The 16,812-nt window shown below is 31.6% G+C and carries 15 protein-coding genes; 6 read left to right on the forward strand and 9 right to left on the reverse strand.

The annotated features are described in order from the left end of the window. The first annotated feature begins 15 nt into the window (after positions 1 to 15). From ACFWU4_RS11250 to ACFWU4_RS11275, 6 genes are read left to right on the forward strand one after another with little or no spacing between them, the layout of a single operon-like run. Positions 16 to 915 carry a MerR family transcriptional regulator gene (locus tag ACFWU4_RS11250; protein WP_411127884.1) on the forward strand — a complete coding sequence of 300 codons (900 nt, stop codon included), beginning with the start codon at positions 16 to 18 and terminating at the stop codon, positions 913 to 915. 4 nt (positions 916 to 919) lie between these two features. Continuing rightward, complete coding sequence (locus ACFWU4_RS11255) at positions 920 to 2,380, forward strand: phytoene desaturase family protein (protein ID WP_411127886.1); 1,461 nt, start codon at positions 920 to 922, stop codon at positions 2,378 to 2,380. An 18-nt stretch (positions 2,381 to 2,398) separates the two neighbouring features. Further along, entirely contained in the window at positions 2,399 to 3,238 is an 840-nt protein-coding gene (locus ACFWU4_RS11260) for a phytoene/squalene synthase family protein (protein ID WP_411127888.1), read from the forward strand. A gap of 17 nt (positions 3,239 to 3,255) precedes the next feature. Then, positions 3,256 to 3,702, forward strand: coding sequence for a beta-carotene hydroxylase (locus ACFWU4_RS11265; protein ID WP_411127890.1), 447 nt, complete (start codon positions 3,256 to 3,258; stop codon positions 3,700 to 3,702). A 2-nt stretch (positions 3,703 to 3,704) separates the two neighbouring features. Further along, positions 3,705 to 5,174, forward strand: coding sequence for a 1-hydroxycarotenoid 3,4-desaturase CrtD (gene crtD / locus ACFWU4_RS11270; protein WP_411127892.1), 1,470 nt, complete (start codon positions 3,705 to 3,707; stop codon positions 5,172 to 5,174). Next, entirely contained in the window at positions 5,171 to 5,812 is a 642-nt protein-coding gene (locus ACFWU4_RS11275; RefSeq protein ID WP_411127894.1) for a carotenoid biosynthesis protein, read from the forward strand. The genes crtD and ACFWU4_RS11275 overlap by 4 nt, the downstream gene beginning before the upstream one ends. Here the strand turns inward: ACFWU4_RS11275 and ACFWU4_RS11280 are convergent. The 9 genes from ACFWU4_RS11280 to ACFWU4_RS11320 all read right to left on the reverse strand — a co-directional run bounded on the left by ACFWU4_RS11280 (position 5,809) and on the right by ACFWU4_RS11320 (position 16,767). Further along, positions 5,809 to 6,507: a DUF3291 domain-containing protein gene (locus tag ACFWU4_RS11280; protein ID WP_411127896.1), complete on the reverse strand. Its 699-nt coding sequence runs from the start codon at positions 6,505 to 6,507 to the stop codon at positions 5,809 to 5,811. The genes ACFWU4_RS11275 and ACFWU4_RS11280 overlap by 4 nt on opposite strands. An 85-nt stretch (positions 6,508 to 6,592) precedes the next feature. Beyond that, the gene (locus tag ACFWU4_RS11285) at positions 6,593 to 7,156 is read right to left on the reverse strand and encodes a TlpA family protein disulfide reductase (protein WP_411127898.1); all 564 of its coding nucleotides are present in this window, start codon (positions 7,154 to 7,156) and stop codon (positions 6,593 to 6,595) included. Positions 7,157 to 7,165: 9 nt separating this feature from the next. Further along, on the reverse strand, positions 7,166 to 7,837 hold the full coding sequence (locus tag ACFWU4_RS11290; protein WP_411127900.1) for a Crp/Fnr family transcriptional regulator: 672 nt from the start codon (positions 7,835 to 7,837) through the stop codon (positions 7,166 to 7,168). Between the two features lie 122 nt (positions 7,838 to 7,959). Continuing rightward, positions 7,960 to 10,227 carry an aconitate hydratase gene (locus ACFWU4_RS11295; RefSeq protein WP_411127902.1) on the reverse strand — a complete coding sequence of 756 codons (2,268 nt, stop codon included), beginning with the start codon at positions 10,225 to 10,227 and terminating at the stop codon, positions 7,960 to 7,962. Positions 10,228 to 10,415: 188 nt separating this feature from the next. Beyond that, complete coding sequence (locus tag ACFWU4_RS11300; protein WP_411127904.1) at positions 10,416 to 11,549, reverse strand: acyltransferase family protein; 1,134 nt, start codon at positions 11,547 to 11,549, stop codon at positions 10,416 to 10,418. A 46-nt stretch (positions 11,550 to 11,595) separates the two neighbouring features. Then, positions 11,596 to 12,549 (reverse strand): AAA family ATPase, encoded by a 954-nt coding sequence (locus ACFWU4_RS11305; protein ID WP_411127906.1) that lies wholly within the window; start codon positions 12,547 to 12,549, stop codon positions 11,596 to 11,598. A 3-nt stretch (positions 12,550 to 12,552) separates the two neighbouring features. Beyond that, entirely contained in the window at positions 12,553 to 13,998 is a 1,446-nt protein-coding gene (locus ACFWU4_RS11310; protein WP_411127908.1) for a peptidylprolyl isomerase, read from the reverse strand. Next, positions 13,961 to 14,812: a peptidyl-prolyl cis-trans isomerase gene (locus ACFWU4_RS11315; protein ID WP_411127910.1), complete on the reverse strand. Its 852-nt coding sequence runs from the start codon at positions 14,810 to 14,812 to the stop codon at positions 13,961 to 13,963. The genes ACFWU4_RS11310 and ACFWU4_RS11315 overlap by 38 nt, the downstream gene beginning before the upstream one ends. An 8-nt stretch (positions 14,813 to 14,820) precedes the next feature. Next, on the reverse strand, positions 14,821 to 16,767 hold the full coding sequence (locus ACFWU4_RS11320; RefSeq protein ID WP_411127912.1) for a peptidylprolyl isomerase: 1,947 nt from the start codon (positions 16,765 to 16,767) through the stop codon (positions 14,821 to 14,823). Positions 16,768 to 16,812 lie beyond the last annotated feature (45 nt).

Consider the following 16,812-nt stretch of genomic DNA (forward strand, 5'->3'; position numbering starts at 1 on the left):
CATTTTTATAAAAAAATGAACAACATAAAAAATCAGTTTAGTATTAAAGATCTAGAAAATCTAACGGGTATAAAAGCTCATACCATAAGAATATGGGAAAAGCGCTATAACCTACTAGAACCAAAAAGAACAGATACTAATATTAGATATTACGATTTAGCAAGTTTTCAAAAACTTCTTAATGTAAGTTATTTAAATAATAACGGGTATAAAATATCTAAAATTGCTACAATCCAAGAAGACAAAATACCTGCCTTAGTTAGAGAGATTGCTGCAGAAAGCAACTTAGAAAGTCATGCTATTAATGCTTTTAAGTTATCTATGCTAAATTTTGATCAGAGCCTGTTCTATAACACCTACAATACCTTACTTAAAGAAAAGGATTTTCATGAAATCTTCTATGAAATTTTTATACCGCTATTAACTGAAATTGGACTTCTATGGCAAACAGACACAATTTCGCCAGCACATGAACATTTTCTAACTTCTCTGCTGCGCCAAAAAATATTGATAAACACAGAAAAAGCGCAATCCAAACAAGTAAATAAGTCTACCAAAACTTTTGTTTTATACTTACCAGAAAATGAGATACATGAGTTAGGTTTAATGTTTATAAATCATCAGCTTGTAAGTAGAGGCTATCAATCTATTTTCTTAGGTTTTAGCGTTCCGATGGAAAGTCTCAAGGATCTCCAGGATTATTATGATGAAATTATCTATGTTTCTTACTTTACAGTAAAACCAGAGAAAGCAGATATTAATGATTATCTAAAGAATTTTAATGAATTATTAGTAAAAGATGGCAATACCCAACTATGGATATTAGGTCACATGCTTAATTCCGTTGATTTAGATAATTTGCCTAAAGGTATTTTTCCTTTTAAAAGTATCCAATCTCTAATAGATAAGGTGTAAATAAATGAGTAAAAAAATTTCTATAATTGGCTCAGGCTTTTCTGCTTTATCAGCCTCGTGTTATTTAGCAAAAGCTGGTTACGATGTTTCAATATTTGAAAAAAACAATAGCGTTGGTGGTAGAGCTAGACAAATAACAAAAGATGGTTTCACTTTTGATATTGGGCCAAGTTGGTATTGGATGCCAGATATTTTTGAGAAATTCTTTAATGATTTCGGCAAAAAGACTAGCGACTTTTATCAACTCGACAAATTAAGTCCCGCATACAAAATCTTTTTTTTAGATGATGTTATAACTATAGGTGATCATATGGACCAAATATGTGACGAGTTTGAACGTATTGAAAAAGGTAGCGCCAAACCTTTAAGAAAATTTATTGCTCAGGCACAAGAGCACTATGATATAGCAATTAACAAAGTAGTGTTAAAACCTGGAATTTCTCCTTTTGAATTAGTTACCAAAGAAACCATAACAAGAGTTGATCATTTTTTTAAAACCATCAGCTCTGAAGTACGTAAGAAATTTAAAAACCCAAAATTAATATCTACCTTAGAATTCCCTGTATTATTTTTAGGAGCTAAACCTAATCAAACTCCTTCATTTTATAGTTTTATGAATTTTGCAGATTTTGGTTTAGGAACATGGCATCCTAAAGGCGGAATGTACGAAATTATAAAGGCTATGAAAACTTTAGCCGAAAGCTTGGGTGTTGCGATACATACTAATAGTAATGTTGAAGAAATCAATGTTATTAATGGACGCTCTAACAGTATTAAGGTAAATGGCCAAATAATTAATTCTGATGTGGTTTTAAGTGGTGCAGATTATCATCATTCAGAAACATTATTAGATCAAAAATACCGTCAATATTCTGAATCTTATTGGGAAAAACGCACGTTTGCTCCTTCTTCACTTCTATTTTACGTTGGCTTTAATAAGAAACTAAAGAATGTAGAACATCACAATTTATTTTTTGATACTAACTTCGAAACGCATGCAGAAGAAATATATGATGAGCCAAAATGGCCAGAAGATCCATTATTTTATGTTAACTTTCCGTCAGTAACCGATTACAGTATGGCGCCAGAAAATTGTGAAACAGGTTTTTTCTTAATTCCTATTGCACCAGGATTAGAAGATACACCACAATTACGTCAACAATATTTTGATATCATCATTAAGAGGTTCGAAAAAAGAACTAATCAAACAGTTAAAGAAAATATTCTTTTTAGAGAATCGTTCTGTGTTAACGACTTTATAAGTGAATATAATTCTTACAAAGGTAATGCCTATGGTATGGCGAATACATTAAGACAAACAGCTTTTTTAAGGCCTAAATTAAAAAGTAAAAAAGTGAAAGGACTTTACTTTACAGGCCAATTAACTGTACCTGGTCCTGGTGTTCCACCATCTTTAATTTCGGGCAAGCTTGTTGCTGAATTGATTGAAAAAAATGAAGCCTAAATAAATATATTAAATCGTATGAAATCACTTTTTGATAATGTCTCTAAAGAATGTAGTAAGCTCGTAACAAATGCTTACAGCACGTCTTTTTCTATGGCTACTAAGATGCTATCTGACGTTATCAGACAAGATATTTATAACATCTATGGATTTGTAAGATTTGCAGATGAAATAGTAGATACGTTTCACGATTTTGATAAGGAAAAGCTATTCAAAAAATTTGAAGATAGTTTAGAATCAGCCTTAGAAGATAAAATAAGTTTAAATCCCATTCTAAATTCATTTCAAGAAACTTATCATAAATACGCTATTGACAAGCACTTGGTCGATGCATTTATGAATAGTATGCGTTTAGATCTTCATAAAAAAGATTATTTAACAGAAGAGGAGTATAGAGCATATATCTATGGATCAGCTGATGTTGTTGGTCTAATGTGTTTAAAAGTATTTGTAAAAGGTGATAATGAAAAATATGAAGATTTAAAATCTTCAGCAATGAGTTTAGGCTCTGCTTTTCAGAAAGTTAATTTTTTAAGAGATTTAAAAGCAGATTTTGAAGACCTAAGTAGAACCTATTTTCCTAATACGGATCTCAATGAACTAGATGAAATATCTAAACAAGCTATTATATCTGATATCGAAAAAGATTTTGATAAAGGTCTTGAAGGAATTAAACGATTACCATTAGAAGCTAGATTTGGTGTCTTTATGGCTTATCGTTATTATAATAAATTATTAGACAAACTTAAAAAGACACCAGCTTTAAAAATAAAATCTACCAGAATTAGGGTACCTAATTACAAAAAAGTAGAGCTATTAACACGAAGCTATGTAAAATATCAACTTAATTTAATTTAAAATTTTAAAGAACTATTATGCAAACTGTTTTTTGGATATTAATTTTTTTCGGAACATTTTTGATTATGGAATTTAATGCTTGGTTTACACACAAGTATATTATGCATGGATTTCTATGGAATCTACATAGAGATCACCACCATAAAGATCACGACAGCTGGTTTGAAAGAAATGATCTTTTCTTTATTTTTTATGCGGTTGTAAGCATGTCTTTATTTTATGCAGGGCATGTTGGCTATTGGTTTGGTTATCCTATAGGTTTCGGAATTTTGGCTTATGGCATAGCCTATTTTGTTGTACATGATATTTTTATTCATCAAAGATTCAAATTTTTTAGAAAAGCCAACCATTGGTATGCAAAAGGAGTAAGACGCGCCCATAAAATACATCACAAACATCTAGGAAAAACTGATGGTGAATGCTTTGGGATGCTATTTGTACCATTTAAATATTTTAAGAAATAAAAATGCCAAAAGCCATTGTCATTGGTTCTGGTATAGCTGGTATTGCCGCGTCGTTAAGGCTTAACAAAAAAGGCTATGACGTAACTGTATTAGAAAAAAACTCCTATTTTGGTGGAAAACTTCATAGTAAAACACAAGATAATTACCGTTTCGATTTAGGACCATCATTGTTTACAATGCCTGATTTAGTTACTGAGTTATTCACTTTACACGACCAAGACTCAACAGACTTTTTCAATTACAAGAAAAAAGAAATCATCTGTAATTATTTTTGGGAAGATGGTTTACAGTTCCAAGCAACTTCAAATGAAGTAGATTTTGTAAAACATGCTTCAGAAGTCTTTAATGAACCCATAGATAACATCGCTAATTATCTAAAATCTAATAAGAAAAAATATGACCTCACGGCAGAACTTTTTCTTGAAAAATCACTCCATAAAATAAGTACGTATCTATCTAAAAAAACTATTAAAGCAATTCTTAATCTTAGAATTTTAGATATTGATATTTCACTAAATGCTACAAACGAAAACTATTTTAAAAATAAAAAACTGGTTCAATTATTTAATAGATATGCTACCTATAACGGTTCCTCACCTTACAAAACACCAGGAATAATGTCTATGATACCACATTTAGAGATGGACATGGGAACTTACTTTCCTGCTGGCGGTATGCATCAAATTTCACAGAGTTTATATGAACTGGCACTGCGAGTTGGAGTAAATTTCAACTTTAATGAAAGTGTTAAAAAGATCATAGTCAAAAACTCCAAAGCTATTGGAGTGGAAACGGAAAATAGTAAATACTTGAGTGACTTAACTATTTCTAATGCGGATATCTATCCTACTTATACAACCCTTTTAGACAAACAAAAACAACCCAAAAAAACGCTTAACCAAGAACGATCGAGCTCTGCTCTCATTTTTTATTGGGGAATAAAACGAGAATTTAAAGAACTAGACTTACACAATATCTTCTTTAGTGATGACTATAAAAGTGAATTTAAAGCTTTATTTAATGATAAAACACTTTTTAACGACCCTACTATTTATTTAAATATTACATCAAAAGAAAATCCGTCTGATGCACCTAAAGGTCATGAAAATTGGTTTGTAATGGTTAATGCACCAGCTGATTATGGTCAAGATTGGACTACTGTTGTAAAAAAAGCAAAAGCGAACGTTATTAATAAGCTTAATAGAATTTTAAATATTGATATATCTCAACTTATTACTACTGAACATATTTTAACACCAAAGGGAATTGAAAGTGCAACGAGTTCTCACAGAGGTTCATTATATGGTGCTTCTAGCAATAGTAAATTTGCAGCTTTTTTAAGACATCCTAATTTTTCTAGCAAGATAAAAGACCTCTATTTTTGCGGAGGTTCGGTGCATCCTGGTGGCGGAATACCATTATGTTTATTGTCGGCCAAAATTGTGAGTGATTTAATTCCTGAAGCTAAATGATTAATTGGCACTCGAAATACCATTTACACTTAAGTATAGTAATTCTTTGGCTATTTCATGGCTCTGCCATTATAGGTATTAGTTTGGGATTCTCCAATTGGTTTATAGAAAAAACACCTCTAAACTTAACAGTTTCGCTGCTCCTATTTCTATTTATTTACTCGTTAAATAGTTTTAAGAAAATAGGTGCTTTTCTATTATTTTTTAGCTTGGGTTTATTTGCCGAATGGTTAGGCGTTAACTATCAGCTACTATTTGGGTCTTACTACTATGGTAATAATTTTGGTGTAAAGTTAGATGGTGTACCTTATTTAATTGGTATCTATTGGGCTTTATTGACTTTTGTTACTGCTGCGATATTAGACTATACAAAATGGCATCGAATTGTTAAGATAGTATTGGCCGCGTTATTTATGGTTTTCTTAGATTTTGTTATGGAGTTTAGCGCACCAATTTTAGATTTTTGGCACTTTGAAGGAGGAATGCCAAAATTTGAAAATTATTTTACTTGGTTTCTATTAGGTATAATTTTTCAATATATACTAAAGCAACTTAAAATAGAAGGTAATAAACTATTCTGCCTAAACCTATATGTAGCTCAACTGATATTCTTTTTATTCGCTTATTTTTATTTTTAAAAGGGTAAAGCTTCAATGCCAGACCATTTTCCTTCCGACTTATATGGTTGAAATCTAGAAAAAAGTTCTTCACTATACCATTTTATTCGTTTTGTATCTGTTACCGCTTTTTTATGCTCCGCACTACCATAAGCAAAACGCATTAAACTTTCTTTATCGCGCCAGACACTAAATGTAGCCATTTGCAAAAACGGTACCTCGCCAATACCTTTAGTGTAAATTAATCCTTTATTATTGGATAATGGTTTTTGAGAAGTTGGGACATACCTCCAAAACTTAATCAATAATCGTTTTTTAATAGTCGCTCTTGTAATGACAGCAACAAAAGGATTCTCATCTTTTAATGAATCACTCTTTTTAAATGGGTTTTTTCCTGACCACTCTCCATGAGATTTGATGTTTTTTAAATACAACGTAAAATACTCATTAGATTTGGCTTTATAACGTTTTATCAATTGAGAGTTTTTGAAGAACTTACTGGCAGCATCCTCATTGTCCCAAATTTGAATAAGCGCATAAACAGACCAGTCTGGCAAAGGATTAAAACCATCTTTTCCGCTACCCATCAGTTTGTATAAGGTAAGCCCTTTAATATTAGCTAATTTAGCATGGGCAAACTGCATCATTCCGAAAGCCCAAACTTTTTTTGAAAACGATTTATATCTAAAAAATGTTATTGTAGTTATTTGAGACATTTCTTTTTATGAAACTTCTTAATAATGAAGGTTCATTCAAAGATATTATTTTTGAATAAAAAAATTAGAAAAGCCTTATTATATCTTACATATCTAATAAACCTTCTATCAGTTTTCTAACATTATCACTATTCCAATTAATAGCACCAGATTCGTCTACTATAATCTCTCCTGTTTTATTAATTATAAATGTTCTGGGAATAGAACGTGTAATTAATTCTTCTGGCATATTGTTAAGAGGATGATAAACTTCGAAATCAAATTTATTTTTAGATTTAAACTTTCTTGTAATATCAAAATCCTCATTAGTTATAAATAAAAATACAACTTTATCTTTGTAGTCATTATATAATAATTGAAGACTAGGCATTTCCGCTATACATGGAGGACACCATGTTGCCCAGAAATTAATTAATACTACTTTATCGTTAGTTTCACTAAAATCTAAACTTCTATTTAAATCAGATTTTAATTGCCAACCATTATAAGTCACAGAAGATCTATCTTCTTTATTAATTATTGTAGACTGTCTAATATAAGTTAAACCTTTATGTAATGTAACTTGAATCGGCTTCCTTGTTTGGGGTATAATTAAAACTATGATAATTAATAAAAAGAAAATATTACGCTTATTGAGTTTAGCTTTCATTTATTTAAATTAAGAGAAAGTATTATAAATCCGTATATGCTTTCTATTAAAATCTATAATAGACGATTCTTTTAATTCATTCATCAAAATATTTAGAGTAGGTCTAGATATTCCAATTAATGAGGCAATATCCTTTTGTGTGTATGGGTGATTTATTATATGATCTCCTGTTTGATCACAATCATAACCATAATCATTACATAATTCTTGTAAAAACTCTTGTAACCTTGTCTTAGAATCTTTAAAGAGTAGCAACTGTAGTCTCCTTTCGAGTTTTTTAAATTTAAAACCAATAAATTTATAAATTCTTAGACTAAAAGTTTTATTGTCGCGCATTAAATCGTGCATTGTCGTTACACCTACGGGACAAATAGATGTGCTATTATCTAAAGATTGAGCAAACTCATCTCGTCGTTCTTCACCTAATATAGCTTTTTCACCGAAAAGCTCACCTTTATTTAAAATAGCTTTTACAACTTCAGTTCCATCTTCATTATAATATCCAATCTTAACTTTTCCATTTTCTATAAGAAATACCTTATTGGCCGCATCCTCTTCAAAATAGATATAGTCACTTTTTTTATATGAATCAAAGGAATGACAGGCTTTATATTTCTTAAATTTATGAGGACACAATAAGTTGAACAAATTGACGTCTTCAAAAACCCAGATGGAATTCATAGCTTATAAATTATATTGAGATAATCTAAAAGTCGTAAACTGTTAATAAACCTTTCATTTTAAAACAAAAAAAACTCCTAGTATTAAAAACTAAGAGTTTTACTTTAATTTTAAACTTCTAATTAAGCGTTTTGCTTTTTTATTAAATTAAGGGCAGAACCTTCATTATACCAGTCTATCTGTGCATCATTATAGGTGTGATTTAAAGCTATTACATCCTTACTACCATTTGAATGAACCACCTCTAACATTAACTGTTTATCTGGCGCAAATTCATTTAAATCTAAAAAGTTAAATGTATCATCTTCTTCAATTAAATCATAATCAGCTTCATTGGCAAAAGTTAAACCTAACATACCTTGCTTCTTAAGATTTGTTTCGTGGATACGTGCAAAAGATTTCACAATTACAGCTGCAACACCTAATTGTCTTGGTTGCATGGCTGCATGTTCTCTTGAAGAACCTTCACCATAATTGTGATCACCAACAACTATAGATTTTATTCCTGCAGCTTTATAAGCTCTAGCTGTATCTGGCACTCCGCCAAATTCTCCTGTCAATTGGTTCTTAACAAAGTTTGTTTTTTTACCAAAAGCATTTACTGCGCCAATTAACGTATTGTTTGCAATATTATCTAGGTGTCCTCTAAATCGTAACCAAGGACCAGCCATAGAAATATGATCTGTAGTACATTTTCCAAACGCTTTTATTAAAAGTTTAGCACCATTAATAGTACCTCCAAGCGGCGTAAATGGTTCTAGTAATTGTAAACGCTCTGAAGTAGGACTTACAGAAACTACAACATCGCTGCCATCAGCAACAGGCTCTAAATAACCGTTATCTTTTACGTCAAATCCTTTTGGTGGCAATTCCCATCCTGTTGGTTCTTCGAACATTACTTCTTCACCATTTTCGTTTATTAATTTATCTTTTAATGGATTAAAATCTAAACGGCCGGCAACTGCAATAGCTGCGGTTAATTCTGGTGATGCTACGAATGCATGTGTATTTGGATTTCCATCTGCACGTTTAGCAAAATTTCTATTAAAAGAATGTACAATACTATTTTTTGGCGCATTTTTAGGGTCACTATATCTCGCCCATTGTCCAATACATGGTCCACAAGCATTTGTAAATATTTTAGCATCTAGCTTTTCAAAAATACCTAAAATTCCGTCGCGCTCAGCCGTATAACGAACTTGCTCAGAACCGGGATTTATACCTAACTCTGCTTTCATTTTTAAACCTTTGTCTAAAGCTTGTTGCGCAATGGATGAAGCTCTTGATAAATCTTCATAAGATGAATTTGTACAAGAACCAATTAATCCCCATTCTACTTGGATTGGCCAATCATTTGCTTTAGCCTTCTCTGTCATATCTGTACCAACTGAGGTTGATAAATCTGGTGTGAAAGGACCATTTAAAAGTGGACCTAATTCAGACAAATTAATATCTATAACCTGATCAAAATATTGCTCTGGATTAGCATATACTTCGTCATCAGCTGTTAAATATGGTCTTATTTTGTTTGCTGCATCTGCAACATCTGCTCTTTCTGTCGCTCTTAAATAACGCTCCATTGAATCGTCATATCCAAAAGTTGAAGTTGTAGCTCCAATCTCAGCACCCATGTTACAAATAGTTCCTTTTCCGGTACAAGACATTGATGTTGCTCCAGGGCCAAAATATTCTACAATAGCTCCTGTACCTCCTTTAGCTGTTAGTATTTCTGCAACTTTTAATATTACATCTTTTGGCGCAGTCCAACCAGAAAGTTTTCCTGTTAACCTTACTCCTATCAGTTTAGGGAATTTCAATTCCCAAGCCATTCCTGCCATTACATCTACTGCATCAGCACCACCAACACCAATTGCAACCATTCCTAATCCACCAGCATTCACAGTATGAGAATCGGTACCAATCATCATTCCCCCAGGGAACGCGTAATTTTCTAAAACAACCTGATGTATAATACCTGCTCCTGGTTTCCAAAACCCAATCCCATATTTATTAGAAACTGATTCTAAAAAATTAAAAACCTCGCTACTTGTACTATTCGCATTTTTTAAATCTGTTGCAGCACCATCTTTAGCTTGAATTAAGTGATCACAATGCACTGTAGTAGGAACGGCAACCTTAGGTTTACCAGCTTGCATAAATTGCAATAATGCCATCTGAGCCGTTGCATCTTGACAAGCTACACGGTCTGGTGCAAAATCTACATAGTCTTTTCCTCTAGAAAAAGCCTCAGTAGGTTTTCCATCCCATAAATGAGAGTATAATATTTTCTCCGAGAGTGTTAATGGTTTTCCAACAATTTCTCTAGCAGCATCTACACGCTCTGTCATGTTAGAATATACCTTTTTAATCATGTCAATATCAAATGCCATATAGTATATTTAAAGGTTGATAATTTTACGTTTAGTAAAACAAAAATACGAATTTTATAGGGTATATAAAACTAAAATAGAAATGTTAAAACATCTATGTAGTTGTCAATGTATTATGACTAAAATTTAAGATAATTAAAAAATTAATTGATAGATTACAGTATCTTCAATAAATTAACATTAATCCATTATTTAAAATAATTCTTAATTTCTATCCTGTCTCTTAAGTTCGTTATAGGTTTCTCATAAAATCTAAATAATAGATAAGATAATAGTATAGTGAGACCTATATATAAGGTTAATAGGATTAAATTAGAATTCGCAAATGGACCTGACACTTTAAGCTGTTGAATAAATTTCACTACTAGTGAGAAATGCGTTAAATAAATTGCATAAGATATGATACTAATAAACGTAACCGGTTTTGAAATTAAATATGAAACTGACTTTACATTAGATAGATAAGGTAATAAACAAGCTATCGCTATAGAATTTATGGCTACGTAAAAAATATTCCAAAATAATGGGCTTATCTCAATAAATAGACTTAACTGTGGAATAAATATATTTAATCCTACAATACTAAAAACACCTATAACCAAACCGTAAAACTTACAATTCATCCAAAACTTAGGGTATTGCACTGATATATATGCCGCCAGAACACCATAATAAATAGCATCTACTCGATATATAACGACAGCTTTTAAACTTCGGTTCCAAATAGTCATATTCGAAACTTCATTAAATGAATTATAGAATAACCTGGCTAGTGTAAAACCAACAATAATAAACACAGTAACTCCTAAAAATAACTTTGACTTGGCTGTATTTCTATTTAATATAAAGGTGAGATACAATACTAATGGCCCTAATATATAAGCGAACTCCTCTATACTTAAACTCCAAGATTCACCAAAAAAGGAAGACATTGGCCAGGCTAAATTCTGAAAAAATACAAAATACTGCCATAAATCATTTGGTAATTTAGTACCGAGACAAATAGCAATTAAAATATTAACAAGAAGAATAAGGTAGTAATTTGGTAATGTTCTAAACCAGCGACGCACTAAAAAATGACCAAAATCTTTTATTTTAAAATCGACACTTATATAAATTCTAAACAATATTTTACCAATAAGAAAACCGCTGAGTACAAAGAAAATTTCTACACCTAGATATCCAGACAAGGCTACCAATTCATTTATACGAGGATTTGTAATTGGTATCACCCAAATACTATGAGAAATTAAAACCAAAATGATTGCGACAGCTCGCATGAGGTCTAAACCAAAAATTCTATTGCTTTTATTAATGCTCATTGATGAGATATCAATGGTAAAAAGTAAAGGTTTCTGAAGTTATATCCTAAAATAAGCTTTCAATAATTTTTTCATCAGTAAGACTTTCCGCCTCTGCTTTATAGTTCTTAATGATTCTGTGTCTTAAAATTCCGGTGGCAACAGCTTGAATATTCTCAATGTCTGGAGAAAATTTACCATGAGTTGCTGCATGTGTTTTTGCTGCTAAAATAAGATTTTGAGAAGCTCTAGGTCCTGCTCCCCAATCTACAAATTCTTTAACAAGAGCTGCAGCAGATTCAGACTTTGGCCTGGTTTTACCAACTAAAGACACAGCATATTCAATAACATTATCTGCTACTGGTATACGACGTATTACATTCTGAAAATCTATAATCTCCTGAGCAGTAAAAAGAGAATTTACTGATAGTTGTACATCTGTTGTAGTGGCTTTAACAACATCCACCTCTTCTCGAAAAGATGGATAATCTAAATTAATTGCAAACATAAAACGATCTAACTGTGCTTCAGGCAATGGGTATGTTCCTTCTTGCTCAATTGGATTTTGCGTCGCTAGAACGAAATAAGGTAAATCTAATTTGTATTGATGACCAGCTACAGTAACAGAGCGCTCTTGCATAGCCTCTAGCAGTGCCGCTTGAGTCTTAGGTGGAGTTCTATTAATCTCATCAGCTAAAATAATATTAGCAAATATTGGGCCTTTAATAAACTTAAACTGACGATTTTCGTCTAATATCTCACTACCAAGAATATCGCTAGGCATTAAATCTGGTGTAAACTGAATCCTTTTAAAATCTAAACCAAGAGCTTGAGCAATTGTATTAACCATTAAGGTTTTTGCTAAACCAGGAACACCTATTAACAAGGAATGACCACCCGAAAAAATTGATATTAATATTTGGTCAACAACCGTTTCCTGACCAATAATAACTTTCCCTATTTCTTCTTTAAGAGACTTATATTTCTTTACGAAATTTTCAATAATTACAACGTCAGACATACTCTATTTTACTTTTAACCAATCACTTTGATAATCGCAATCTCTATATGTGCCATTAATCTTTATGTACGTCTCTGAAATGGCTTCTTTCTGCCATTTCTCTATAGCTTTAATTTGTTTGTCTTGAAGTGCTAGATCCTTAATCTTTAAGTAATCTCTAGAATAATCGGCTTTATGATCATTAATCCTATCGGTAACAGTCATAATTTTAAACTTCAACCTATTAATTCTGTCTTCATCTTGAATAACTTCACTAATAGCATCATCTTTTAAATCTTGAATTTGTGTGTACATCTCAGTATCCATCCTTGCTAATTCAAAGTTAAAATCTTGAGTTGTTGGGTTTGTTAATTTACCGCCTTCATATTTCGTCTCTTTTTCATCACTAAATTCTCTGGCTGCCTCTGCAAAAGTTAAAGTACCATCTATAATTTTAGCTCTTACTTCGTCAATTTCGTCTTTCGCCTTTTGTATGGCGTCTTGTGTTAGCTCTGGCTTCAATAAGATATGTCTTACATCATATTCTTGCCCTCTAATTTTTTCTAAATAAATGATATGATATCCAAAATCTGTTTCAAAAGGTTCTGATATTTCACCTTCTTGCAGGTTAAATGCTATATCCCTAAACTCTTTTACCATTCTAGGGTTTTTCCTATTCATCGTCGGCAATTTACCACCATTACTTTTAGACCCTGGATCTTCAGAATAGAATAAAGCTTTTGTAGTAAAACTTGCACCATTCTCTTCTATATCTTTTTTAAATGCACTTAACTTATCGATAACTGCTTGTTTAGATGCCTCTGTAACTTCAGGTATTACAACAATCTGAGCAACTTTTAATTCGGTACCAAAAGTTGGTCTTTCATCTTCTGGAATGTCGTTGAAAAATGTTCTAACTTCTTCTGGTGTAACTTCGATCTCTTCAGTTACCTTTTTTTGCATCTCTCTTGCCAAGTAACCGTTTTTATTTATTTCATACATCTCATCTCTAAGCGCTTGTTCAGAATCTTTTTTATAGAATTTTAACAAACCATCCATATCGCCTTTTGTCTGAGCCAAAATACCTTGAATTTGCTGCTCAACGAGTGATTGAATATAAAGTTCATTAACGATTACACTATCTTGTATAGCTTGGTGCGCATATAGTTTTCTTTCTAAGAGGCTACCAAAAAGTTCGCAACGCGATACATCTTTTAGGTCGGCACCTTGCGCTTCTAGTTGAGCTATTTCGCGATCTAAATCTGATTCTAAAATAATAAAATCACCAACAACAGCTCCAACGCCATCTGCTTTAATTCTAGTCGTATTAACCGTGCTATCTTTAGATTTTATTGAAGGGGCTTCTTCGTCTGGTATAATTTCTTGCGCATGTAAGGCACTAGCTAAAAATAAACAGCAAAACGTTGCAGCTTTAATTATAGATCTGAAATTTATTGTTTTTAATGGCATCTTTTGTAATATCGTTTTCTAGTTGTTTAATAAGTTCTAATTTCCTCTTATTAATAACTATTTGTTTTATTGACTTGCTGACGTAATTTATAGGTGCATAATCATTCTGTAAACGTACATCATTAACTTGCATCAAATATAGGTTTAATGAATCTTTGAGTTGTAAGAAATTAGTTTTTTTTAACAGTTGATTTTTATTATCAGAGGTAATAACAGGAATCTTCTCTACGAGCTTGTTGTATTTAATCCATAATGAATCATTTAAGGAGTAAGACTTAAACTGCACCGAAATTGAATCTAAATATCTTTTGTCTTTAAGCTTAAAACGCTTAAACCTATTCTTAATCGTATCTAAGTCTATAGGGTTAAGTGGTAAAGTTACGTATCTAAACTGCAACAAATCGTCATTAAGTTTAAAAGACTCTTTATTCGCTTCATAAAAGATTTTAGCTTCATTAGGATGTACAAGAGTGTCTATATTTTTATTTACTAACGCTTCTAAATAAGCCTTACTATATAAGTCATTCTTATACTGTGTAACTAATCTAGAAAACTCGTCTTGCTTATCTTGCGAGATATTGAGTAACGCACCATCCATTAGTAATAGTTGTCTTGCCCAACGATTAATATAATTATTAACCAAAACAACACTATCCGCCTTTGTTGCACCATTTGGAACAATATCAATTATATCTTCCGCATAAAGAAAAGACTCATTAACACGTGCTATTGGCTCTCGATCATCTGCAGTTTTAAAGAAATCGCAACTGACAATGATTAAAGCAAACGATAATATGAGGAGGGATTTTTTCAAAAAAAATATTATTGCTTATTAATTTTTTTCTTTATCGCTTTTAAGGCGCTTTCATTAATTACAACTTTAAATCGTGCCTTGAGTTCATTCATCCAGTTCGATTCAATTTCTGCCTGGTAGTCATTTATAACATTTCCTTTAGCCTCATCTAATGTTTTTAAACCCGCTGGCAAAATGTCTATAATATTAATAACATGAAAAGCTTCATTATGCTGGTAAATTTTTGACAGTCCCTTTTTAACCTCAAAATTTACCGGTAATTTACTGTCGTTTACGTTAAAGAGACCTTTAGTGAAAATTACATTTTGCTTCTTTTCTTGGTTTAACTCTGACTTTATGAGTTCTTCGGATTTACCTTTCTTCATCATTTTCAAAATCCTTTTTGCATTTCCATTGTCACCAGAAGACGCAATAGTTACATTTACTCTATCACCCCAAACATATTTAGACTTATTGGTTTCGTAATACTTTTTTAAACCTATTGTATCTGTTGATGCTTTGTTCCAAACCTCTTTCTCCATTAAATCAAATAACAATAGTCCGTCTCTATACTCCTTAATTATATTTGCAAAATCTTCGTTCTCAAGTTCTAAATTATCCTCTCGATACTGTAATATAGATTTTTCAAAAAAACGTTTATATTCTTTAGCTATAACATTAGCAAATGAGGCAGGTTTATTGGCATATATGCGCTGAGCTGACATTAAATGACGACCAAATTCTATATAAGTAAAAGCTCTATTATTTATAGTAAAGACATTCTTTTCCTTTTCTAGATCTTCTGGCAATTTCCATGAACGAGCAAAAAATTCTTTAGAAAGTATCGATTCGAAATAGGCTTTGGCTTTTGGGTTATAAGAAATTTGATAACGCTTTTCAAGCTCCTTAACCATTGCCGCATTTATTAATTTAGACCTAGTATCTCTCTTTACCTTTGCTTCTAAAGAAGGCTTTAATTCTTCAAAAGACTGCATCGGTTGATAATCTATACGTTTCACAATATGCCATCCATATTCTGTTTTAAATGGCTGACTTGTTTCGCCATTTTCATTTAATGCAAAGGCTTCATCTTCAAACACAGTTGAACTTAATTGACCACTTTTAAATGGCGATAACTTACCACCATTCTTTGCAGAACTTTTATCATCCGAGAATTGTTTAGCCAAAGACTCAAAACTTTCTCCTTGTTGCAATTTTTTATATAGACTCTTTATGCGCTCTTCTGCATCTAAAAGAGAATCGTTCTGTGACAGCGCTATCATTATATGCGCAGCCGTTACAGTACCTCTAGATTCTCGTCTATCATTAATTTTTACAACATGATAACCGAACTGTGTTCTAAATGGCATCGACATCTTACCTTTTGGCGTATTGTAAGCAGCGGTCTCAAAATCATAGACCATTTTAAATGCTGAAAAATAACCTAAGTCTTCTAAAAATATTGAACTCCCGTTATGCACATCTTCTTTAACAACATCATACCCTTCTTTTAAAACACGACTTCTAAGTTCTAAAACTTCATTATATGCATTAATAGTATCGTTTGCATTTTCATCTAAACGCACTAAAATATGAGACGCATTTATATCCAAATTACTTCTTTCATATGCTTCTTTTACCAAAGCATCAGTCACCTTATTCTCAGACAAGTAATTCTTAGTTAGTTGTTTCTTGTATCTTAAAAATTCACGTTGATATTTCGCATCCTCGTTAAGTTTTAAACGTCTTGCCTCTTTGAGTTTAAGCTGGTATTCTGTAAATAATTTTAAATAACCATCAACGTCTTTTTGACTTTCATCCTTAACTAAATCTAAATTTTTGTTATAAACTCTTAAAAATTCTGAAGTCTTTATTTCTTCGCCTGCAACATTCAAAAGAACGGCATCTTTATTTTGAGAAATAGCACTATTTAATAGAAATAGAGCCACTAAAAAATATCTATATTTTACATTCATAGTGTATTATTCTTTTTAAGAAATACTTAATTTTTATTTAAAATT

The sequence above is a fragment of the Winogradskyella sp. PE311 genome, from assembly GCF_046545555.1.
Lineage (GTDB): Bacteria > Bacteroidota > Bacteroidia > Flavobacteriales > Flavobacteriaceae > Winogradskyella.

What these genes read in the sequence shown, in the direction of transcription:
- ACFWU4_RS11250 (WP_411127884.1), top strand. Translation starts at nt 16, where the DNA reads ATGAACAACATAAAAAATCAGTTTAGTATTAAAGATCTAGAAAATCTA.
- ACFWU4_RS11255 (WP_411127886.1), top strand. Translation starts at nt 920, where the DNA reads ATGAGTAAAAAAATTTCTATAATTGGCTCAGGCTTTTCTGCTTTATCA.
- ACFWU4_RS11260 (WP_411127888.1), top strand. Translation starts at nt 2,399, where the DNA reads ATGAAATCACTTTTTGATAATGTCTCTAAAGAATGTAGTAAGCTCGTA.
- ACFWU4_RS11265 (WP_411127890.1), top strand. Translation starts at nt 3,256, where the DNA reads ATGCAAACTGTTTTTTGGATATTAATTTTTTTCGGAACATTTTTGATT.
- crtD (WP_411127892.1), top strand. Translation starts at nt 3,705, where the DNA reads ATGCCAAAAGCCATTGTCATTGGTTCTGGTATAGCTGGTATTGCCGCG.
- ACFWU4_RS11275 (WP_411127894.1), top strand. Translation starts at nt 5,171, where the DNA reads ATGATTAATTGGCACTCGAAATACCATTTACACTTAAGTATAGTAATT.
- ACFWU4_RS11280 (WP_411127896.1), bottom strand. Translation starts at nt 6,507, where the DNA reads ATGTCTCAAATAACTACAATAACATTTTTTAGATATAAATCGTTTTCA.
- ACFWU4_RS11285 (WP_411127898.1), bottom strand. Translation starts at nt 7,156, where the DNA reads ATGAAAGCTAAACTCAATAAGCGTAATATTTTCTTTTTATTAATTATC.
- ACFWU4_RS11290 (WP_411127900.1), bottom strand. Translation starts at nt 7,837, where the DNA reads ATGAATTCCATCTGGGTTTTTGAAGACGTCAATTTGTTCAACTTATTG.
- ACFWU4_RS11295 (WP_411127902.1), bottom strand. Translation starts at nt 10,227, where the DNA reads ATGGCATTTGATATTGACATGATTAAAAAGGTATATTCTAACATGACA.
- ACFWU4_RS11300 (WP_411127904.1), bottom strand. Translation starts at nt 11,549, where the DNA reads ATGAGCATTAATAAAAGCAATAGAATTTTTGGTTTAGACCTCATGCGA.
- ACFWU4_RS11305 (WP_411127906.1), bottom strand. Translation starts at nt 12,549, where the DNA reads ATGTCTGACGTTGTAATTATTGAAAATTTCGTAAAGAAATATAAGTCT.
- ACFWU4_RS11310 (WP_411127908.1), bottom strand. Translation starts at nt 13,998, where the DNA reads ATGCCATTAAAAACAATAAATTTCAGATCTATAATTAAAGCTGCAACG.
- ACFWU4_RS11320 (WP_411127912.1), bottom strand. Translation starts at nt 16,767, where the DNA reads ATGAATGTAAAATATAGATATTTTTTAGTGGCTCTATTTCTATTAAAT.